19 protein-coding genes are annotated in these 21,405 nt (G+C 73.0%); 16 read left to right on the top strand and 3 right to left on the bottom strand.

Annotated elements, in window-relative coordinates; all coding sequences use genetic code 11:
• Positions 1–10 precede the first annotated feature (10 nt).
• A complete protein-coding gene (locus ACSU6M_RS11390) occupies positions 11–739 on the bottom strand; it encodes an MBL fold metallo-hydrolase (protein ID WP_437069257.1) in 729 nt (242 codons plus the stop codon).
• 160 nt (positions 740–899) lie between these two features.
• Here ACSU6M_RS11390 and hrcA point away from each other — a divergent pair, with 160 nt between their 5' ends.
• The 9 genes from hrcA (at position 900) to ACSU6M_RS11345 (ending at position 11,409) form a co-directional block, all read left to right on the top strand.
• The gene (gene hrcA, locus ACSU6M_RS11385; protein WP_437069255.1) at positions 900–1,916 is read left to right on the top strand and encodes a heat-inducible transcriptional repressor HrcA; all 1,017 of its coding nucleotides are present in this window, start codon (positions 900–902) and stop codon (positions 1,914–1,916) included.
• Positions 1,917–3,053, top strand: a complete 1,137-nt coding sequence (gene dnaJ / locus ACSU6M_RS11380; RefSeq protein ID WP_437069253.1) for a molecular chaperone DnaJ — start codon at positions 1,917–1,919, stop codon at positions 3,051–3,053. It abuts the gene before it with no gap.
• A 111-nt stretch (positions 3,054–3,164) separates the two neighbouring features.
• Positions 3,165–4,295, top strand: a complete 1,131-nt coding sequence (locus tag ACSU6M_RS11375) for a nitronate monooxygenase (protein WP_437069251.1) — start codon at positions 3,165–3,167, stop codon at positions 4,293–4,295.
• On the top strand, positions 4,295–5,032 hold the full coding sequence (locus ACSU6M_RS11370; RefSeq protein ID WP_437069250.1) for a 16S rRNA (uracil(1498)-N(3))-methyltransferase: 738 nt from the start codon (positions 4,295–4,297) through the stop codon (positions 5,030–5,032). Before ACSU6M_RS11375 ends, ACSU6M_RS11370 begins: the two co-directional genes overlap by 1 nt.
• Positions 5,033–5,104: 72 nt before the next feature.
• A complete protein-coding gene (locus ACSU6M_RS11365; protein WP_437069249.1) occupies positions 5,105–5,644 on the top strand; it encodes a hypothetical protein in 540 nt (179 codons plus the stop codon).
• Positions 5,645–5,806: 162 nt separating this feature from the next.
• Complete coding sequence (locus ACSU6M_RS11360) at positions 5,807–9,013, top strand: S41 family peptidase (protein WP_437069248.1); 3,207 nt, start codon at positions 5,807–5,809, stop codon at positions 9,011–9,013.
• A gap of 123 nt (positions 9,014–9,136) precedes the next feature.
• Positions 9,137–9,490: a histidine triad nucleotide-binding protein gene (locus ACSU6M_RS11355; protein ID WP_437069246.1), complete on the top strand. Its 354-nt coding sequence runs from the start codon at positions 9,137–9,139 to the stop codon at positions 9,488–9,490.
• Positions 9,491–9,493: 3 nt separating this feature from the next.
• Positions 9,494–10,399, top strand: coding sequence for a ribonuclease Z (locus ACSU6M_RS11350; RefSeq protein ID WP_437069244.1), 906 nt, complete (start codon positions 9,494–9,496; stop codon positions 10,397–10,399).
• 20 nt (positions 10,400–10,419) lie between these two features.
• Entirely contained in the window at positions 10,420–11,409 is a 990-nt protein-coding gene (locus ACSU6M_RS11345) for an adenosine deaminase (protein ID WP_437069243.1), read from the top strand.
• On the opposite strand, the gene ACSU6M_RS11340 is transcribed toward ACSU6M_RS11345, so the two are convergent.
• Positions 11,406–12,608, bottom strand: a complete 1,203-nt coding sequence (locus tag ACSU6M_RS11340) for an MFS transporter (RefSeq protein ID WP_437069242.1) — start codon at positions 12,606–12,608, stop codon at positions 11,406–11,408. The two genes, ACSU6M_RS11345 and ACSU6M_RS11340, sit on opposite strands and share 4 nt — an antisense overlap.
• 233 nt (positions 12,609–12,841) lie before the next feature.
• On the opposite strand from ACSU6M_RS11340, the gene ACSU6M_RS11335 reads away from it, so the two are divergent.
• The 7 genes from ACSU6M_RS11335 to ACSU6M_RS11305 all read left to right on the top strand — a co-directional run bounded on the left by ACSU6M_RS11335 (position 12,842) and on the right by ACSU6M_RS11305 (position 19,936).
• Positions 12,842–14,128, top strand: a complete 1,287-nt coding sequence (locus ACSU6M_RS11335; protein WP_437069240.1) for a glucarate dehydratase family protein — start codon at positions 12,842–12,844, stop codon at positions 14,126–14,128.
• A 191-nt stretch (positions 14,129–14,319) separates the two neighbouring features.
• The gene (locus tag ACSU6M_RS11330; protein WP_437069239.1) at positions 14,320–15,441 is read left to right on the top strand and encodes a carbohydrate kinase family protein; all 1,122 of its coding nucleotides are present in this window, start codon (positions 14,320–14,322) and stop codon (positions 15,439–15,441) included.
• Between the two features lie 183 nt (positions 15,442–15,624).
• A complete protein-coding gene (locus ACSU6M_RS11325; protein ID WP_437069238.1) occupies positions 15,625–16,692 on the top strand; it encodes a PhoH family protein in 1,068 nt (355 codons plus the stop codon).
• A 13-nt stretch (positions 16,693–16,705) separates the two neighbouring features.
• Complete coding sequence (ybeY, locus tag ACSU6M_RS11320; protein WP_437069236.1) at positions 16,706–17,203, top strand: rRNA maturation RNase YbeY; 498 nt, start codon at positions 16,706–16,708, stop codon at positions 17,201–17,203.
• A gap of 15 nt (positions 17,204–17,218) precedes the next feature.
• Entirely contained in the window at positions 17,219–18,517 is a 1,299-nt protein-coding gene (locus ACSU6M_RS11315) for a hemolysin family protein (protein ID WP_437069234.1), read from the top strand.
• Positions 18,514–18,873, top strand: coding sequence for an MmcQ/YjbR family DNA-binding protein (locus ACSU6M_RS11310; RefSeq protein ID WP_437069233.1), 360 nt, complete (start codon positions 18,514–18,516; stop codon positions 18,871–18,873). Before ACSU6M_RS11315 ends, ACSU6M_RS11310 begins: the two co-directional genes overlap by 4 nt.
• 43 nt (positions 18,874–18,916) lie before the next feature.
• On the top strand, positions 18,917–19,936 hold the full coding sequence (locus tag ACSU6M_RS11305) for a S66 family peptidase (RefSeq protein ID WP_437069231.1): 1,020 nt from the start codon (positions 18,917–18,919) through the stop codon (positions 19,934–19,936).
• On the opposite strand, the gene ACSU6M_RS11300 is transcribed toward ACSU6M_RS11305, so the two are convergent.
• Positions 19,921–21,339, bottom strand: coding sequence for an MFS transporter (locus tag ACSU6M_RS11300; RefSeq protein ID WP_437069229.1), 1,419 nt, complete (start codon positions 21,337–21,339; stop codon positions 19,921–19,923). The genes ACSU6M_RS11305 and ACSU6M_RS11300 overlap by 16 nt on opposite strands.
• Positions 21,340–21,405: the final 66 nt, after the last annotated feature.

The raw sequence follows: 21,405 nt of genomic DNA, 5'->3' as shown, positions 1-21,405 counted from the left end.
CGCGGCGGGCTCACGACACGCCGAAACGGCTCGCCAACGCGTCCCGCTGCGCCCGTACGAACGCCGCGTCCACCACCGCTCCGTGACCGGGCACGTACAGCGCGTCCTCGCCGCCGAGGGCCAGCAGCCGGTCGAGGGCGTCCGGCCAGCGCGACGGTACGGCGTCGGGGCCCGCCTGGGGGTCGCCGGACTCCTCGACGAGGTCGCCGCAGAAGACGACCTCGGGGGAACCGGGGACCAGGACGGCGAGGTCGTGGGCGGTGTGGCCGGGGCCGACGTTGGCGAGCAGCACCTGCCGGCCGCCGCCGAGGTCGAGGGTCCACTCGCCGGAGACATGGTGGCGGGGCACGACCAGGTGGTCCACCGCCTCCGTGGCCGCCCGCTCGTCGAGGCCGTTGCGGAGCGCGTCCGCCCGCAGCTCGGCACGCGCGCGCGTGCCCAGCAGCATCCCGTCCACACCCACCGCGCCGAACACCTCCGCGCCCGCGAGCACCGCCGCCCCGAAGACATGGTCGAAGTGGGGGTGGGTGAGCGCGAGATGGGTCACACGGTGACCGGCCAGCCACTCCGCCTGGCCGCGCAGCAGCGCGCCTTCACGCAGACTCGAGCCCGCGTCGATCAGCAGCGCGGTACCGTCGCCCACGACCAGCCCGGCCGTGCAGTCCCACACCGGGAGCCGGCACCGGCCGACCCCGTCCGCCAGCCGTTCCCAGCCCAGCTCTTCCCAAGTCACCGTCATACGGCGACGCTAGCGGTGGCACCGTCGCCCGGCACGGCGGTGCGGTACCTGCCTTGCCGGAACGCCGCCCGACGGCCGTACACTGGGCCGGTAAGGCTGGCACTCGTCTGCTCCGAGTGCCAGGTGGGCGCCAAGAGGACCGCTTCTGGAGGTGTGCGCGATGCTCAGTGAACGACGGCTTCAGGTGCTGCGCGCCATCGTCCAGGACTACGTCGGCACCGAGGAGCCGGTCGGTTCCAAGGCACTCACCGAGCGGCACAACCTGGGCGTGTCCCCGGCGACCGTGCGCAACGACATGGCGGCCCTGGAGGACGAGGGCTACATCGCGCAGCCGCACACCAGCGCCGGGCGCATCCCGACCGACAAGGGCTACCGGCTCTTCGTCGACAAGCTCGCCGAGGTCAAGCCGCTCACCGCACCGGAGCGGCGCGCGATCCAGAACTTCCTCGACGGCGCCGTCGACCTCGACGACGTCGTGGCCCGCACCGTGCGGCTGCTGGCGCAGCTCACCCGGCAGGTCGCGGTCGTGCAGTACCCGTCGCTGACCCGGTCCACCGTGCGTCACGTCGAGCTGCTGTCGCTGGCCCCCGCCCGGATGATGCTGGTGCTGATCACCGACACCGGCCGGGTCGAGCAGCGCATGATCGACTGCCCGGCGCCGTTCGGCGAGACCTCGCTCGCGGATCTGCGGGCGCGGCTGAACAGCAGGGTCGCGGGGCGGCGCTTCACGGATGTGCCGCAGCTGGTGCAGGACCTGCCGGAGTCCTTCGAGCCGGAGGACCGCGGCACGGTCCAGACGGTGCTCTCCACCCTCCTGGAGACGCTCGTCGAGCAGACGGAGGAGCGGCTGATGATCGGCGGCACCGCCAATCTCACCCGCTTCGGACATGACTTCCCCCTCACCATCCGCCCCGTCCTGGAGGCCCTGGAGGAGCAGGTCGTGCTTCTCAAGCTCCTGGGCGAGGCGAAGGATTCGGGCATGACCGTGCGCATCGGTCACGAGAACGCCCACGAGGGACTCAACTCCACGTCGGTGGTGTCGGTCGGCTACGGTTCGGGCGGCGAGGCAGTCGCCAAGCTCGGCGTGGTCGGACCGACCCGCATGGATTACCCGGGAACGATGGGAGCGGTACGCGCAGTGGCACGGTACGTCGGACAGATCCTGGCGGAGTCGTAAGTGGCCACGGACTATTACGCCGTTCTCGGCGTGCGCCGCGACGCGTCGCAGGAAGAGATCAAGAAGGCCTTCCGGCGGCTCGCCCGCGAGCTGCACCCGGACGTCAACCCCGATCCGAAGACCCAGGAGCGGTTCAAGGAGATCAACGCCGCTTACGAGGTGCTGTCGGACCCGCAGAAGAAGCAGGTCTACGACCTCGGCGGCGACCCCCTCTCGCAGTCCGGCGGCGCCGGCGCGGGCGGGTTCGGGGCCGGCGGCTTCGGCAACTTCTCCGACATCATGGACGCCTTCTTCGGTACGGCGTCCCAGCGCGGGCCGAGGTCGCGGACGCGGCGCGGCCAGGACGCGATGATCCGGATCGAGGTCGAGCTGGACGAGGCGGCCTTCGGCACCACCAAGGACATCCAGGTCGACACGGCCATCGTCTGCAACACCTGCAACGGCGAGGGCGCCGCGCCCGGTACCTCCGCGCAGACCTGTGACATGTGCCGCGGCCGCGGTGAGGTCTCCCAGGTCACCCGATCCTTCCTGGGCCAGGTCATGACCTCGCGGCCCTGCCCGCAGTGCCAGGGCTTCGGCACCGTCGTGCCGACGCCGTGCCCGGAGTGCGCGGGCGACGGCCGGGTCCGTTCCCGCCGTACCCTCACCGTCAAGATCCCGGCCGGTGTCGACAACGGCACCCGCATCCAGCTCGCCGGCGAGGGCGAGGTCGGCCCCGGCGGCGGTCCCGCCGGTGACCTCTACGTCGAGATCCACGAGCTGCCGCACCCCACCTTCCAGCGGCGCGGCGACGACCTGCACTGCACGGTCACCATCCCCATGACCGCGGCGGCCCTCGGCACCAAGGTGCCGCTGGAGACGCTGGACGGCATGGAGGAGGTCGACATCCGGCCCGGCACCCAGTCCGGCCAGTCGATCCCGCTGCACGGCCGGGGCGTCACGCATCTGCGCGGCGGCGGCCGCGGCGACCTCGTCGTCCACGTCGAGGTGCAGACCCCGACCAAGCTGGACCCGGAGCAGGAGCGCCTGCTGCGCGAGCTGGCCAAGCTGCGCGGCGAGGAGCGGCCGCAGGGACAGTTCCAGCCGGGGCAGCAGGGGCTGTTCTCGAGGCTGAAGGACGCGTTCAACGGGCGTTGAGCCTTGGCCACGGGTGGCGTTCACCTGCGCACGACGCCACCCGTGCCACCGGCCTATGCCCCTAGGAAGGCCCGATTCGGACTTGTTCGGAGGACGTGACAACATGCGGTCATGTCCTCCGCGCTGACCGGTCTCTTCCCGCACCCGATCGTGCAGGCCCCCATGGCGGGCGGCGTCTCCGTGCCGCGGCTCGCCGCCGCCGTGTGCGAGGCCGGGGGGCTGGGGTTCCTGGCCGCCGGGTACAAGACGGCGGACGGCATGTACCAGGAGATCAAGCAGCTGCGCAGCCTGACCTCCCGCCCCTTCGGCGTGAACCTGTTCATGCCGCACCCCGAGTACCCCGGTGCAGGAACCGGCTCCACCGGAGCGGCCGGCGCCGCGCCCTCCAACGCCGCCGCCGTCGGCGTCTACGCCCATCAGCTCGCCGGTGAGGCCGCCTGGTACGAGACCGAGCTGGGCGACCCCGACAGCGGCCGCGACGACGGCTACGACGCCAAGCTCGCGGTGCTGCTCGACAACCCGGTACCGGTGGTCTCCTTCCACTTCGGCGTGCCCGGCACCGAGACCCTTCAGGCGCTGCGCCGCGCCGGGACCCTCACCCTGGTCACCGCGACCAGCGTCGACGAGGCCCGCGCGGTCGAGCGGGCCGGGGCGGACGCGGTGATCGTGCAGGGCGTCGAGGCCGGCGGCCACCAGGGCACCCACCGCGACCAGCCCGAGACCGACGGCACCGGCATCGGACTGCTGTCACTGCTCGCGCAGGTCCGGGAGGCCGTCAGCCTGCCGCTCGTCGCCGCCGGCGGCATCATGCGCGGCAGCCAGATAGCCGCCGTCCTCGCCGCGGGCGCGAGCGCCGCCCAGCTCGGCACCGCGTTCCTGGCCACCGACGAGTCCGGCGCGCACGCCCTGCACAAGCAGGCCCTGACCAACCCCCTGTTCGTCCGCACCGAGCTCACCCGCGCCTTCTCCGGCCGCCCGGCACGCGGCCTGGTGAACCGCTTCCTGCGCGAGCACGGCCCCTACGCCCCCGCCGCCTACCCCGACGTCCACCACCTCACCGCCCCGCTGCGCAAGGCGGCCGCGAAGGCGGGCGACGCGCAGGGCATGGCGCTGTGGGCCGGACAGGGGCACCGCATGGCGCGGGAGATGCCCGCCGGGCGGCTGGTGGAGGTACTGGCCGGCGAACTCGCCGCCGCCCGCACAACGTTGTCGGACCGTCCGGCGCAAGGAGGTGCCCTCTGATGACGGCTCCGGTGTTCGTCGTCGACCGACTCGACCGCGTCGGGCCCGAGTTCGTGCTCGACGGCCCCGAAGGACGGCACGCCGTCTCCGTGAAGCGGCTGCGGCCCGGCGAGGACGTCGTCCTCACCGACGGGCGCGGACGCTGGACCGAGGGCGTGGTCAAGGCCGCGGAGGGCAAGGACCGGCTCGTCGTCGAGGTGCGCGCGGTGGCGGAGGAGCCCGAGCCGCGGCCCCGGATCACCGTCGTACAGGCGCTGCCCAAGGGCGACCGCGGGGAGCTCGCCGTGGAGACCATGACGGAGACCGGCGTCGACGCGATCGTCCCGTGGACCGCCTCCCGCTGCATCACCCAGTGGAAGGGCGACAGGGGCCTGAAGGCGCTCGCCAAGTGGCGCTCCACCGCCCGCGAGGCGGGCAAGCAGTCCCGCCGGGTGCGCTTCCCGGAGGTCGCGGACGCGGCGAGCAGCAAGCAGGTTGCCGCACTTCTCGCCGAAGCGGACTTCGCCGCCGTGCTGCACGAGAGCGGCGAGGAGCGGCTGGCCACCGTCGAACTGCCCACCGAGGGCGAGATCGTGCTGGTCGTGGGCCCCGAAGGCGGCGTGTCCCCGGAGGAGTTGGCGCTGTTCGCGCAGGCGGGCGCGAAGCCGTACGTCCTCGGACGCAGCGTGCTGCGCACCTCGACCGCCGGGACGGCGGCCGTGGCCCTGCTGATGGGCCGCACGGGCCGCTGGTCCTGACGGGGACGCACGCCACCGGAGTGACCGTATGCGCTCTACCGCGACGGCCGGGACGGTGGCAGGCTGCCCTCCATGGGGGCATTGCGACGGATTTGGGCAACAGGACGGACGCGGGTGTGGCGGGCCGCGGCGGTGCCGGCTCTGGTGGTGATCGGCGTCGGCGGGGCCGTGGCCTGCGACCCCGACGGGCTGAGCTCGGCGACCGTGGCGTACACCACCGACGACCTGGCGACACGGGAGCTGGAGCGGCAGAACGCGCAGGTGCGCCGGCTGACCTGCCGGGCGGACGTCGACACGGGGGACAGCGTGTCGCCCTCCGCCACCGCGGACGACGTGGCCACCGTCGACTGCGAGGGCGAGACGGACGACGGCAAGGACATCACCGTCACCGGGAGGATCACCCGCGCCGTCGACGGGGCGTGTGTGCGCGGCGACCTCACCGCCAAGGTCGACGGCAGGCAGGTCTTCCGCGTCTCGGGGCTCGGCGACTGCAGTGCGCCGTCGGCGGGGCGCGACGACGGTCCGGCGCCCGGCGCCACGGTGACGGTCACGGTCACTCAGACCATCTGGTGCGATCAGTATCCGAAGTGCCGTCCCGTGGAGGGCAAGTGACCCTTCGGGGCAGGAGCTGCGGCCTCGTCGCCGTCGCCGGGTGCGGGCGGGTGCGTGGCTGGTCGCGCAGTTCCCCGCGCCCGCCGGGGCGTTGCCGTTCCGTCCGTAGCAAGTGATCCGAACTCCCGGCCTCGAAGGCATCCGCTGCATAGGCTTGATCGGGTGACGCATGCCGCAGCCTCCGCCATACCCGCGTACCTCCGTTTCCCGCATCTGAACGGCGATTCGGTCGCCTTCACCGCCGAGGACGACGTCTGGCTCGCCCCCGTCGACGGCGGCCGGTCCTGGCGGGTCAGCGCCGACAACGTGCCGGTGAGCCATCCGCGCATCTCGCCCGACGGCACCACCGTCGCATGGACCTCGACCCGCGACGGCGCCCCGGAGGTGCACATCGCCCCGGTCGCCGGTGGACCGGCGAAGCGGCTGACGTACTGGGGGAGTTGGAGAACCCAGGTGCGCGGCTGGACCCCGGACGGCGAGGTGCTCGCGCTGAGCACCCAGGGACAGGCCACGCTGCGCCGCACCTGGGCGCGTGCGGTCCCCCTCGACGGCGGCCCGGCCACCACCCTGCCGTACGGGCCCGTGGGCGACGTGGCGTACGGCCCGGCGACGGTGCTGCTGTCCGCGCCGATGGGACGCGAGGCGGCGTACTGGAAGCGCTACCGCGGCGGCACCGCGGGCAAGCTGTGGATCGACCCGGACGGCACGGGGGAGTTCGTCCGCCTCCACGCGGACCTCGACGGCAACATCGAGCACCCCTGCTGGGTGGGCGAGCGCATCGCCTTCCTGTCCGACCACGAGGGCACCGGGGCGCTCTACTCCTCCCTCGCCGACGGTTCCGACCTGCGCCGCCACACCCCCCTCGACGGCTACTACGCCCGCCACGCCACCAGCGACGGCACGCGCGTCGTCTACGCGAGCGCCGGTGACGTGTGGCTGCTGGACGACCTGGACGGTGCCGAGCCGCGCCGGCTGGACATCCGGCTGGGCGGCCAGCGCACCGACCGCCAGCCGCACCCCGTGGACGCCGCCCGCTGGTTCGGCTCGGCGTCCCCCGACCACGCGGCCCGCGGCAGCGCGGTCAGCGTGCGCGGTGCCGTCCACTGGGTCACCCACCGCTCCGGGCCCGCCAGGACCCTGGCCGCCGAGCCCGGCGTACGCGCCCGGATGCCGCGCACCTTCCGGGTCGAGGGCGAGGAGTGGGTGGTGTGGGTGACGGACGCGGAGGGCGAGGACGCCCTGGAGTTCGCGCCCGCCACCGGCCCGGCGCCGGGGGCCACCCCGCGCCGGATCGCCGCCGGCCGCCTCGGCCGGGTCCTCGGCCTCGCCATGGCCCCCGACGGCAAGCGCGCCGCGGTCGCCTCGCACGACGGGCGCGTGCTGCTCGTCGAACGCGAGACCGGCGAGGTCCGCGAGCTGGACCGCAGCGAGCACGGCGACGCCTCCGGCCTCACCTTCTCGCCCGACTCCGCCTGGCTCGCCTGGTCCCACCCCGGCCCGCACCCCCTCAGCCAGCTCAAGCTCGCCAACACCACCGACCTCACGGTCACCGAGGCGACCCCGCTGCGCTTCCAGGACTACGCGCCCGCCTTCACCCTCGACGGCAAGCACCTCGCGTTCCTGTCCCACCGCGCCTTCGACCCGGTCTACGACGAGCACGTCTTCGACCTCGCCTTCGTCACCGGCGCCCGCCCGCACCTGATCACCCTCGCCGCGACCACGCCCTCGCCGTTCGGCCCGCAGCGGCACGGCCGCCCCTTCGAGGTGTCCGACAAGGACGAGACCCCCGACAGCGAGGGCACCCCCACCACCCGCATCGACCTCGACGGACTCGCCGACCGCATCGTGCCGTTCCCCGTCGAGGCCGGCCGCTACTCCACCCTGCGCGCCGCCAAGGACGGCGTGCTGTGGCTGCGCCACCCCGTCCGCGGTGTCCTCGGCGTCTCCCGGGCCACGCCCGACGCCCCCGAGCCGCGCACCGAACTGGAGCGCTACGACCTCGCCCAGCAGCGCCTGGAGCACCTCGCCGACGACGCCGACCACTTCGCGGTCAGCGGCGACGGCAAGCGGGTCCTGCTGTGGACCGACGGCCGGCTCAAGGTCGTGCCCAGCGACCGGCGGGCCTCCTCCGACGACGACAGCGACACCAACGTCACCGTCGACCTCGGCCGGGTGCGCCGGCAGATCGACCCGGCCGCCGAGTGGCGCCAGATGTTCGACGAGACCGGCCGCATCATGCGGGACCACTTCTGGCGGGCCGACATGAACGGCGTCGACTGGGACGCCGTGCTCGACCGCTACCGCCCCCTCCTGGACCGCATCGCCACCCACGACGACCTCGTGGACCTCCTGTGGGAGGTGCACGGCGAACTCGGCACCTCGCACGCCTACGTCGTCCCCGCCGGCGGCCACGGCGGCGACGACGCCCAGGGCCTGCTCGGCGCCGACCTCTCCCGCCACGAGGACGGCCTCTGGCGCGTCGACCGGGTCCTGCCCGCCGAGACCTCCGACCCCGAGGCACGCTCCCCGCTGGCCGCCCCCGGCGTCGCGATCCGCCCCGGCGACGCGATCACGGCCGTCGCCGGACAGCCCGTCGACCCGGTCACCGGCCCCGGCCCCCTCCTCGTCGGCACCGCGAACCACCCCGTGGAGCTGACCGTCCTCCCCTGCGGCGGCGGCGAACCCCGGCACACCGTCGTCGTCCCGCTGGCCGACGAGGAACCCCTGCGCTACCACGCCTGGGTCGCCGACCGCCGCGCCTACGTCCACGAGGCGTCGGGCGGCCGCCTCGGCTACCTCCACGTCCCCGACATGCAGGCCCCCGGCTGGGCCCAGATCCACCGCGACCTGCGTGTGGAGGTGGCCCGCGAGGGGCTGGTGGTCGACGTCCGCGAGAACCGCGGCGGACACACCTCCCAGCTGGTCGTCGAGAAGCTGGCCCGCCGTATCGTCGGCTGGGCGGTACCGCGCGGCATGCGGCCCTACAGCTACCCGAACGACGCCCCGCGCGGCCCCGTGGTCGCCGTCGCCAACGAGTTCTCCGGCTCCGACGGCGACATCGTCAACGCCGCCGTCAAGGCCCTCGGCCTCGGACCCGTCGTCGGCGTCCGCACCTGGGGCGGCGTCATCGGCATCGACAGCCGCTACCGCCTCGTCGACGGCACGCTCATCACCCAGCCCAAGTACGCCTTCTGGATCGAGGGCCAGGGCTGGGGCGTGGAGAACCACGGCGTCGACCCGGACGTGGAGGTGGTGCAGCGCCCGCAGGACTGGGCGGCGGGCAGGGACACCCAGCTGGACGAGGCCATCAGGCTGGCCTTGGCGGCACTGGAGCAGCAGCCGGCCACATCGCCGCCTGAGGTGGACTGACCCAGGGACGCGGGGCTGTATCGATGTGCGGCCCCGCCGCGTGGGCGCGCCCAGCCACCGATCACCGGCACCCGACGACGATACGATGCCCCGTAAACCCGCTCTACCCCCGGAGGGAACCGCATGGCAGGCGAACCCCAGGAAGACTGCCTGTTCTGCAAGATCGCCGCGAAGCAGATCCCCGCGACGATCGTCCGCGAGACGGAGACCACGGTCGCCTTCCGGGACATCAACCCGCAGGCCCCCACGCACGTCCTGGTGATCCCCAAGGCGCACTACGTCGACGCCGCCGAACTGGCCGCCGCCGCACCGGAACTCGCGGCCGACGTGCTCCGCGAGACGCAGGCCGTCGCCGACGAGGAAAAGCTGGAGAGTTACCGCACCGTCTTCAACACCGGCTCCGGCGCCGGCCAGACCGTCTGGCACGCCCACGCCCACGTCCTCGGCGGCCGTGGCCTCAACTGGCCCCCCGGATAAGGCGTGTCCGTCCGCGAACTCGTCGTCCTCGGCACCGCCAGCCAGGTCCCGACCCGGCACCGCAACCACAACGGCTATCTGCTCCGCTGGGACGGCGAGGGCCTGCTGTTCGACCCCGGCGAGGGCACCCAGCGGCAGATGCTGCGCGCCGGGATCGCCGCGCACGACCTGAACCGGCTGTGTGTCACCCACTTCCACGGCGACCACTCCCTCGGTCTCGCCGGGGTGATCCAGCGCATCAACCTCGACCAGGTGCCGCACGAGGTCACCGCGCACTACCCGCGCTCCGGGCAGCGCTTCTTCGACCGGCTCCGGTACGCCACCGCCTACCACGAGACGGTCCGGCTCACCGAGGCCCCGGTCGCCGAGGACGGCGTCATCGCCGCCACCCGCGACTATGTCCTGGAGACCCGCAGACTCTCCCACCCCGTCGAGTCCTTCGGCTACCGCCTCGTCGAGCCGGACGGCCGCCGCATGCTGCCGGAGCGGCTGGCCGCGCACGGCATCAAGGGCCCGGACGTGGGCCGCATCCAGCGGGACGGCGTACTGAACGGCGTACCGCTGGAGGAGGTCAGCGAGGTGCGGCGCGGGCAGCGGTTCGCGTTCGTGATGGACACCCGGCTGTGCGAGGGGGCGTACGCGCTCGCCGAGGGCTGCGACCTGCTCGTCATCGAGTCGACGTTCCTCGACGAGGACGAGCGGCTCGCCGTCGAGCACGGCCACCTGACGGCGGGACAGGCGGCGCGGGTGGCGCGGGAGAGCGGCGTACGGCATCTGGTGCTCACCCACTTCAGCCAGCGCTACGCGGACCCCGAGGAGTTCGAGCGGCAGGCGCGGGCCGCCGGCTTCGAGGGGGAGCTGACCGTGGCGTACGACCTGCTGCGGGTGCCCGTTCCGAAACGACGGTGAAGCGGTCGTACGATGCCGTAATGCCCCTCCCCAAAGCGGAACTGCACCTGCACATCGAAGGCACCCTGGAGCCGGAGCTGGCGTTCGAGCTGGCCGGGCGCAACGGCGTGAAGCTGCCGTACGCCGACACCGAAGAGCTGCGCCGGGCGTACCGCTTCGACGACCTGCAGTCCTTCCTGGACCTGTACTACGAGCTGATGGCCGTCCTGCGCACCGAGCAGGACTTCGCCGACCTCGCGGACGCCTACCTCGCGCGGGCCGCCGCGCAGGGCGTGCGGCACGCGGAGATCTTCTTCGACCCGCAGGCGCATCTCTCCCGCGGGGTGGCGATGGGCACGGTCGTCGAGGGGCTGTGGCGGGCGCTGGGGCGCAGCGAGCAGAACCACGGCGTCTCCACCCGGCTGATCATGTGCTTCCTGCGCGACGAGTCCGCCGAGTCGGCCCTGGAGACCCTTGAGGCCGCGAAGCCGTATCTGCACCGGATCACCGGCGTCGGCCTGGACTCGGCGGAGGTCGGGCATCCGCCGGTGAAGTTCCGCGAGGTGTACGAGGCGGCCGCCGCCCTCGGGCTGCGGCGCGTGGCGCACGCCGGGGAGGAGGGGCCGCCGCGGTACATCACCGAGGCGCTGGACGTCCTCGGCGTGGAGCGCGTCGACCACGGGCTGCGCTGCATGGAGGACCCGGAGCTCGTCGAGCGGCTGGTCCGGGAGCGCATCCCGCTGACCCTGTGCCCGCTGTCCAACGTCCGGCTGCGCGCCGTCGACGCCCTCGTCGAGCACCCGCTGCCCGCGATGCTCGACGCCGGGCTGCTGTGCACGGTCAACTCCGACGACCCGGCCTACTTCGGCGGCTACGCGGGCGACAACTTCGACGCCGTACGACGGGAACTGCGCCTGTCCGACGAGCGGCTGCGCGAGCTGGCCCGCAACTCCTTCCTCGCGTCCTTCCTGGAGGACGACGAGGAGCGCAGGGCGCGGTACCTCGGGGAGGTCGAGGCGTACGTGTTCTAGGCGGCCGTCGTGGTCCGCGGGGCCCGCGACTCCACGGGGGTCTCCACCGGGATCTCCACGACCGGCAGGGTCCGCCGGCCCGCCCGCAGTGCGACCGCCGTCATCGGTACGGCGATCACCAGCAGTCCGGCCGCGAGCACCGCGCCCATCACCGGGAAGCCCGCCTGCGCGGAGAGCACGCTGCCGGTGAGCGGGCCGGCGGCGGTGCCGAGGGAGGACGCCGAGCCGACGAGGACCGCCCAGCGGCCGCGGGCCGGGTCCAGGGAGGCGGCCAGGCCGATGAGGTACGACAGGACGATCGGGTAGCAGGCGTTCCAGGCGATCTCGCCGCCGGCGAAGGAGGCGAGATCGGTGGCGGAGGCGCTGACCGCGATGCACCCGGCGATCAGGACCGTGCCGGCCCCGATGGGCACCGCCCGCCCGAACCGCGGTCCGAGCGCCCCGGCGCCGAGGACGCCGAGCAGCCCGGCACCGAGGGCGACGGCGAAGACCACGCCGAGGGTGGCCTCGGTGAGGTGGGCCTGGGTGAGGCCGATCCGGCCGCTGACGCCCCACAGGGCGTTCTGGGCGAGGGACCAGAAGGGCATCGCGGCGAGGAGGACGAGCCCGGCGCGCAGCCGGGGGAGCGGGGTGCGCTCCCGCCGGGTGTGCGGGGCGGCCCCGGCGGCGGGGAGGCGGCCGGTGAGCGGCCAGACGGCGAGCGCGGTCAGCGCGATCGCGGCGAGCGGCAGGCCGTGTCCGGGGCCGAGGTGGGGGACCGTCAGATAGACGGCGCCCGCCAGCGCCGACACGCTCAGCAGGCCGAGCGTGGAGGCCCGGTGGGGATCCGGCTGGGCGGCGATCCGGGTGGCGGCGACGGCGGTGACCGTGCCCGATCCGAAGCCGCCGACGACCGCGCCGAGGACGACGGCCGGTACGGCGTGCGCCAGCGCGGCGCCCCCGTAGCCGAGGACGGCGAGCACCAGTCCGGCGCGGGCGAGGGTGCGGGCGCCGATCCGCTCGACGAGCGAGGCCAGCGCGAAGCCCGCCGTCGCCGAACTCAGCAGCAGCGCACTGCCGATGGCCCCCGCCTCGGTGGCGGTGACGGGGAGATACGCGTCCAGCCGGCCGACGACGGTCGGCAGCAGGTACGGGGCGAGGTACCCGGCGGTGAAGAGGGCCAGGACCGGCCAGGGCAGGGGGGTGCGGGGGGAGGGCACGGGCGTTCCCAGGGCATGCGGAAGAAGCGGCACAAGAAGGGGGAGGGGCGACGACCGTCGACGGACAGGAACGCGCGGGGCAATTTGTATCAAGTGGGGGTGGGGGCGAGGGAGGCCGGGGGGTGTGATCTGGATCACGTTTCGTTTCGGTCGTGGAGGGTGCGGGTAGAAGCGGGTTCGCTGTTCGCCTATCCGTACCGCGTTCTCATTCATGAACTGCCTGGAGGCGCCCCGTGGACCGTGCCCCGACCGTCGCCGCAGTGCGGCTGACGCCCGTCCTGGTCGCCGACCCGCCGCTGCTCAACACCCAGGGCGTCCACCAGCCGTTCACCCCGCGCCTGATCGTGGAGGTCGTGACCGACGACGGCACCACCGGCCTCGGCGAGACCTACGGCGACACCAAGTACCTGGAACTCGCCCGCCCGCTGGCCGCCCGGCTGCCCGGACGCCGTCTCGATGAGCTCAACGGGCTGTTCACGCTGGTGGACGAGGTCGCCGTGGACGCCTCACGCGTCGAGAACGCCGTCGACGTCGGCGGGCTGCGCGGCGTCCAGACCGCCGACAAGCTGCGCCTGTCCGTCGTCTCCGCCTTCGAGGTCGCCTGCCTCGACGCGCTGGGCCGGACCCTCGGGCTGCCCGTGCACGCGCTGCTGGGCGGAAAGCTGCGCGACTCGGTCGAGTACAGCGCCTACCTCTTCTACAAGTGGGCCGCCCATCCCGGCGGGACGGCCGACGACTGGGGCGCCGCCCTCGACCCCGCCGGGGTCGTGGAGCAGGCCCGCCGCTTCACCGAGCGCCACGGATTCACCTCCTTCAAGCTCAAGGGCGGTGTCTTCCCGCCCGACGAGGAGATCGCCGCCGTCCACGCGCTGGCCGAGGCGTTCCCCGGACAGCCGCTGCGCCTCGACCCCAACGGCGCCTGGTCGGTGGAGACCTCGGTGAAGGTCGCCGACGCCCTGCGGGACGTCCTGGAGTACCTGGAGGACCCGGCGCTCGGCACCGACGCCATGGCCGAGGTGGCCGCGCGCACCCGGGTGCCGCTGGCCACCAACATGTGCGTGACGACGTTCGCCGAGATACCGGACGCCTTCACGCGGGGGGCCGTGCAGATCGTGCTCAGCGACCACCACTACTGGGGCGGGCTGCGCAACACCCAGCACCTGGCCGCCGTGTGCCGCACCTTCGGTGTCGGGGTGTCCATGCACTCCAACACCCACCTCGGCATCAGCCTCGCCGCCATGACCCATGTCGCGGCGACCGTGCCCGCACTGCACCACGCCTGCGACTCCCACTACCCCTGGCAGTCCGAGGACGTCCTCACCGAGCGCATGGTGTTCCGCGGCGGCCGCGTCACCGTCCCCGACGCCCCCGGCCTCGGCGTCGAGCTCGACCGCGACCGGCTCGCCTTCCTGCACCGGCGGTGGCTCCACGACGACGGCCGGCTGCGCGACCGCGACGACGCGGCGGCCATGCGGGTGGCCGAGCCGGGGTGGGTGACACCGGAGGTACCGCGCTGGTAGCGGAGCGCCGGGTATTTCGGGGTTCCCGCGTCGGTGGGTGGGGGCTACAGCCTCGGCAGGCGGGGCGGGGCCGCCGGGCAGCCTCGGGGGCGCCGCGCCGGCAGGTGGGGCGCCGGGTGGCTGGAGAGCCTCGTGGCGGCACGTTGGTGCACACTGGCCTGAATCCGCACCATGCGTCAGGGAGCGTCAGCGTGATCGCGTCCGAGGTGTCCATCGCAGGGGGTTCGGGCCGCCGGACCCAGGTCGACCCGCTCGCCGGGCTGCGCGCGCCCGCCGATCCGCCCTGGGACGTCTACCTCACCGGCACGGTCTTCCTCGACATCATCTTCACCGGCCTCGACTCCGCGCCGGTGCGCGGCACCGAGTCCTGGGCGCGCGGCATGGGCTCCAGCCCCGGCGGGGTGGCCAACATGGCCACCGCTTTGGCCCGCCTCGGCCTGCGCACCTCCCTCGCGGCGGCCTTCGGTGACGACCACTACGGCGAGTACTGCTGGGACGCCCTGGAGCAGGGCGAGGGCATCGACCTGAGGCTGTCACGGACCGTGCCCGGCTGGCACTCGCCGGTCACCGTGTCCATGGCGTACGAGGGCGAGCGCACGATGGTGTCCCACGGGCACGAGCCGCCGCCGGAGGAACCGGCGCCGGACTGCCCGCCCCGCGCCCGTGCCGCCGTCGCCTCCCTGACGCCGGGCAGGCGCGCGCCCTGGATCGCGCAGGCCGCCGCGCAGGGCACCCGGCTCTTCGCCGACGTCGGCTGGGACGACACCGGGGCGTGGGATCTCGCCGGGCTGGCGGACCTGGAGCACTGCGAGGCGTTCCTGCCGAACGCCGAGGAGGCCATGCGGTACACGCGCACGCGCTGCCCTCGGGCGGCGGCGCGCGCGCTGACCTCGCACGTCCCCGTGGCCGTCGTGACGCTCGGGGCGGAGGGGGCGTACGCGGTGGACGGCCGTACGGGGGAGACGGCCGAGGTGCCCGCCATCGCCGTGGAGGCGCTGGATCCGACCGGGGCCGGGGACGTGTTCGTCGCCGGGTTCGTCACGGGCACGCTGGCGGGGTGGCCGCTGGCCGACCGGCTGGCGTTCGCGGGGCTGACGGCCGCACTGTCGGTGCAGGAATTCGGGGGATCCCTCTCCGCGCCGGGCTGGACCGAGGTGGCCGCATGGTGGCGGACGGTGCAGTCCGTGCGGGGGCAGGACGCCGCGGCCCTGCGCCGGTACGCGTTCCTGGAGGAACTCCTGCCGGACGACTGCGTACGCCCCTGGCCCCTGCGCAGGGCGGTACCGACGATCGGGTTCGGCAGGTCGGCGTAGGGGCGCGGGGAACTGCGCGACAGCCACCCACCACCCGCACCCGGCCACGACCGCAACCACCCCCCACCCCCCCGGCGAAAAGCCCTACGGCGTTCCCCGGCCCCCGTCGTACCCTGGAAGCGCGAGGCCGCCCTCAGCCACGCGGCCGTGAAGAGGAGGAAACGCAGGCTTCAGAGCCGGCCCATGACTCAGACACCCACAGCTCACAGCCCTGCGCAGGGGCAGGCGCGAGCGCAGTTCACCGTCCCCGCCCAGCATCCGATGGTCACCGTGCTCGGGTCCGGCGACTCCCTGCTGCGCGTGATCGAGACGGCCTTCCCGGCGGCCGACATCCACGTCCGGGGCAATGAGATCAGCGCGGTCGGCGACCCGGCGGAAGTCGCCCTGATACAGCGCCTGTTCGACGAGATGATGCTGGTGCTCCGCACCGGGCAGCCGATGACGGAGGACGCAGTGGAACGCTCGATCGCCATGCTGAGGGCGAGCGAGAACGGCGAAGGCCAGGAAGAGACCCCGGCCTCGGTGCTCACGCAGAACATCCTGTCCTCGCGCGGCCGCACCATCCGCCCCAAGACGCTCAACCAGAAGCGCTACGTCGACGCGATCGACAAGCACACCATCGTCTTCGGCATCGGCCCCGCCGGTACCGGCAAGACCTATCTCGCCATGGCCAAGGCGGTCCAGGCCCTGCAGTCCAAGCAGGTCAACCGGATCATCCTGACCCGCCCCGCGGTCGAGGCCGGCGAGCGGCTCGGCTTCCTGCCGGGCACGCTCTACGAGAAGATCGACCCCTACCTGCGCCCGCTCTACGACGCGCTGCACGACATGATCGACCCCGACTCCATCCCCCGCCTGATGGCCGCCGGGACGATCGAGGTCGCGCCGCTCGCCTACATGCGCGGCCGCACCCTCAACGACGCCTTCATCATCCTGGACGAGGCCCAGAACACCAGCCCCGAACAGATGAAGATGTTCCTCACCCGCCTCGGCTTCGACTCGAAGATCGTGATCACGGGTGACGTGACCCAGGTCGACCTGCCCGGCGGCACCAAGTCCGGCCTCCGCCAGGTGCAGGAGATCCTGGACGGCGTCGAGGACGTCCACTTCTCCCGGCTCTCCTCCCACGATGTCGTCCGGCACAAGCTGGTGGGCCGTATCGTCGACGCGTACGAGAAGTACGACGACAAGCACGGCACGGAGAACGGCACGCACAAGGGCGGCCGGGGCAAGGCCGGGCACAAGGGGAAGTAGACCGAGCAGCACCATGTCGATCGACGTCAACAACGAGTCCGGAACCGAGGTCGACGAGCAGGCGATCCTCGACATCGCCCGCTACGCACTCGCACGGATGCGCATCCACCCGCTCTCCGAGCTCTCGGTGATCGTCGTGGACGCCGACGCCATGGAGCAGCTGCACATCCAGTGGATGGACCTGCCCGGGCCGACCGATGTCATGTCCTTCCCCATGGACGAGCTGCGCCCGCCCACGAAGGACGACGACGAGCCCCCGCAGGGCCTGCTCGGCGACATCGTGCTGTGCCCCGAGGTCGCCAAGAAGCAGGGCGAGGAAGCACCCACGCAGCACACCATGGACGAGGAGCTCCAGCTGCTCACCGTCCACGGTGTGCTGCACCTGCTGGGCTACGACCACGAGGAGCCGGACGAGAAGGCCGAGATGTTCGGCCTCCAGGCGGCCATCGTGGACGGCTGGCGCGCGGAGAAGGGCCTGACCGGCCCGTCCCCCGCCCCGACCGTCTCCTAGGCGGTCCGCCCGGTCATGAGTCCCCAACTCGTCCTCGGCGCCGTCCTCCTGGTCGTCGTCGCCTGGCTCGCCGCCTGCGCGGAGGCCGGTATCGCCCGCGTCTCCAGCTTCCGCGCCGACGAGGCCGTGAAGTCCGGCCGCCGCGGCAGCGCCAAGCTGGCGCAGGTGGCCGCCGACCCCACCCGCTACCTCAACGTGGCCCTGCTGGTCCGCGTCGCCTGCGAGATGGCGGCCGCGGCCCTGGTCACCTACGCCTGCCTGGAGGAGTTCGGCTCCACCGCCCAGGCCCTGCTCGTGGCCATCGCGGTCATGGTGCTCGTGTCGTACGTCGCCGTCGGCGTCTCCCCGCGCACCATCGGCCGCCAGCACCCGCTGCACACGGCCACCGCCGCCGCGTACGTCCTGCTGCCGCTGGCCCGGGTGATGGGCCCGATCCCGTCGCTGCTGATCCTCCTCGGCAACGCCCTCACCCCCGGCAAGGGCTTCCGCCACGGCCCCTTCGCCTCCGAGGCCGAGCTGCGCGCCCTCGTCGACCTCGCCGAGCAGGAGTCCCTGATCGAGGACGAGGAGCGCCGCATGGTGCACTCCGTCTTCGAGCTCGGTGACACCCTCGTGCGCGAGGTGATGGTCCCGCGCACCGACCTGATCGTCATCGAGCGCTACAAGACCATCCGCCAGGCCCTCACGCTCGCCCTGCGCTCCGGCTTCTCCCGGATACCCGTGACCGGCGAGAGCGAGGACGACATCGTCGGGATCGTCTACCTCAAGGACCTCGTCCGCAAGACGCACATCAGCCGCGAGGCCGAGAGCGAGCTGGTGTCCACCGCGATGCGCCCGGCGTTCTTCGTGCCGGACACCAAGAACGCCGGTGACCTGCTGCGCGAGATGCAGAAGCAGCGCAACCACGTCGCCGTGGTGATCGACGAGTACGGCGGCACCGCCGGCATCGTCACCATCGAGGACATCCTGGAGGAGATCGTCGGCGAGATCACCGACGAGTACGACCGCGAACTCCCGCCCGTCGAGCCGCTCGGCGAGGACCGCTACCGCGTCACCGCCCGCCTGGACATCACCGACCTCGGCGAGCTGTACGGACTGGAGGAGTACGACGACGAGGACGTGGAGACCGTCGGCGGCCTGCTCGCCAAGGCCCTCGGCCGCGTCCCCATCGCCGGCGCCTCCTCGGCCGTCGAGCTCCCCGACGGCCGCGCGCTGCGCCTGACCGCCGAGGCGTCCGCCGGGCGCCGGAACAAGATCGCGACCGTCCTGGTGGAGCCGGTGGCCCCGGCCGGGACCCCGGAGGCGCCGGAGTGACGCCCCAGGAGCTGCGCACCTTCTGCCTCTCCTTCAACGCCGCCGTCGAGGACTTCCCCTTCCGCCCGGAGATCTCCGTCTTCCGGGTCCGGGGCAGGATGTTCGCCCTGAGCTGGATCGACGACCTCCCCCTGAAGGTCAACCTCAAGTGCCACCCCGAGGACGCCGTCCGCCTGCGCGCCGAGCACGAGGGCCTGATCATCCCCGGCTACCACATGAACAAGCGCCACTGGAACACCGTCACCGTCGACGGCAGCCTCCCCGACCGCCTCGTCCGCGAGCTCATCGAGGACTCCTACGACCTGGTGGTGGCCGGCCTGCCGAGGGCCGACCGGCTGCGCCTGGACCGGCCGTAACCCTGTTGCCCCGGTCAGGTGACCCCGTGTCAGAATCCGGCGCATGAGCGTTCGATACCCGCGCCCGCTGCGCCCCGGTGACCGTGTCGGTGTGACCTCCCCGTCCAGCGGGGTGCCCGAGGCGATGAAGGGCCGTCTTGAGGTGGCGCTCCGGGACATCGAGCAGCGCGGGTACGAGGTGGTCGTCGGCCGGTGCATGGACGGCTCCACGCACATCAGCGCCCCCGCCGCCGAACGGGCGGCCGAGCTCACCGAGATGCTGACCGACCCGGCGATCCGGGCGGTGATCCCGCCGTGGGGCGGGGAGACGGCGGTCGACCTGCTGCCGCTGCTCGACTTCGAACGGATCGGCCGGGCCGAGCCGACCTGGCTCGTCGGCTGGTCCGACATGTCCACGATCCTCACCCCGCTCACCCTGCTGACCGGCGTCGCGACCGTCCACGGCAACAACCTCATGGACACCCCCTACCGGACGCCAAAGGGCCTGCTGTCCTGGTTCGACCTCGTCACCGCGCCCCAGGGCGAGCCGCTCCGGCAGACTCCGCCCGGCCGGTACCGGTCCTCCGGCTGGGACGACTACACCGTGCACCCCGACATCCGCGAGTTCACCCTCGACACCCCCGGCCGCTGGACCCGCCTGGACGGCCCCGGCGACGTGGACGTGAGCGGCCGGCTGATCGGCGGATGCCTGGAGACGCTCGGCGGCTTCGCCGGGACGCGGTACCTGGACCCGTCCCCGCTGGCCGCCGACGGAGGGACGCTCGTTTACGTCGAGTCGGGCGGCAGTGACGCCTACACCGTCTGCCGGGCGCTGCACGGCATGCGGCTGGCCGGGTTCTTCGAGGGCGCGAACGCCGTGCTCGTCGGCCGCAGCTCCGGCCCCGACGGCAGCACCCTCACCCAGCACGAGGCCGTCCTGGACGCCCTCGGCCCGCTCGGCGTGCCGATCGTCGCCGACGTGGAGTGCGGCCATGTGGCCCCCTACCTCCCCCTGGTCAACGGCGCGCGCGGCCGTGTCGTGCACACGGCCGCGCGCAGCGAGATCGTTCAGACCCTGGACTGACCCCGCCGCAGCCCCAGACCCACCAGCACCGCCGCCACCAGCACGATCGCCGCGTCCAGCGCGATCACCGTGCGCACCCCGGACAGCAGATCGTCCGCCGTCGTCGCCAGCACACCCAGCAGCGGGATGCCCAGCGTGATCCCGACCTGCTGGGTGGAGGTGACCAGACCGGTGGCCAGGCCCTGCTCCTCGTCCGGGACACCGGAGGTGGCGGTCAGGCCGTACGAGATGATCGCGCCCAGATGGAACATGCTGGCCAGCGAGACCGCCGCCACGGCGAGCCACACCGACCAGGTGTGGGCGTTCAGGCCCAGCAGCCCGGCGGTCAGCGCACCCTGCCCTGCCAGCGAGCCGACCAGGGTGCGGCGGGCGCCGAACCGCGCGACCACCCTCGGGGTGAGGGAGCCCGCCACCACCGACAGCACGCCCTGGAACCCGAAGACCAGACCCGTCTCGAACGCCGACAGCCGCAGGACCTCCTGGAGGTACAGGGTGAGCACGAAGACCACCGTCGGCATCATCGAGAAGGTGACCAGCCCGCCCAGGTTGCCCCACGCCACCGTGCGCCGGCGCAGCATCGGCAGCGACACCAGCGGCGCCGCGCTGCGGGTCTCCACCACCGCGAACACGGCGAGCAGTAGCAGGCCCACGACCAGCGTGACGAGCACGTCCGTCTCCCCGAAGCCGCGTTCGGCGGCCGTCGACAGGGCGTAGATCAGTGACAGCAGGCCCCCGGTGACGGTGACCGCGCCGGGCACGTCCAGACGCGGCCGCTGCGGAGTGCGGGACTCGGGCAGCAGACCGGGCGCCAGCGGCAGCACGACCATCGCGACCACGGCCAGCAGGCCCATCGTGGAGCGCCAGCCCAGCAGGTCGGTGAGGACTCCGCCGGCCACCATGCCGACGGTGAAGCCCAGCGACATCAGGGTGCCGGAGATGCCCAGCGCCCGGTCACGGGCGGGGCCCTCGGGGAACGTCGTCGTCAGCAGTGACATGCCGGTCGGCACGATCGCCGCCGCGCCCACCCCTTGCAGGGCACGCCCGGCGAGGAAGGACGCCGGGTCCCAGGCGACGGTCGCCAGCACCGAGGCCGCCGCGAACAGGGCGAGGCCGGCCAGGAACAGCCTGCGGCGGCCGTAGAGGTCGCCGACCCGGCCGAACAGCAGCAGGAAGCCGCCCGAGGGGAGCGCGAACGCCGTCACCGCCCACTGGAGCGCGGAATGGCTCATGCCGAGGTCCGCGCCCAGGTCCGGCAGGGCCACGTTCAGGACGGAGAAGTCCAGCGCGACCATGAAGCCGGCGGCGCACAGGACGAACAGGACGAGCCGGTCGCGTCTCGACAGCCGAGGGGCCGTGTCGAGCGAAGGGGCCGGGGAGGTGGGTGATGCGGTGTCGATCGCCATGTCCCTGATCCTGCGGACCCCGGAATAGCCCTGGGGAGCGGCAAGTTGTGCTGGTGGTGGCACCAC

Origin of the sequence: Streptomyces sp. enrichment culture, assembly GCF_964272895.1 — a bacterium.
GTDB lineage: Bacteria > Actinomycetota > Actinomycetes > Streptomycetales > Streptomycetaceae > Streptomyces.
The sequence above is the reverse complement of the archived record's forward strand: the minus strand, read 5'-3'. Positions and strand labels throughout refer to the sequence as shown.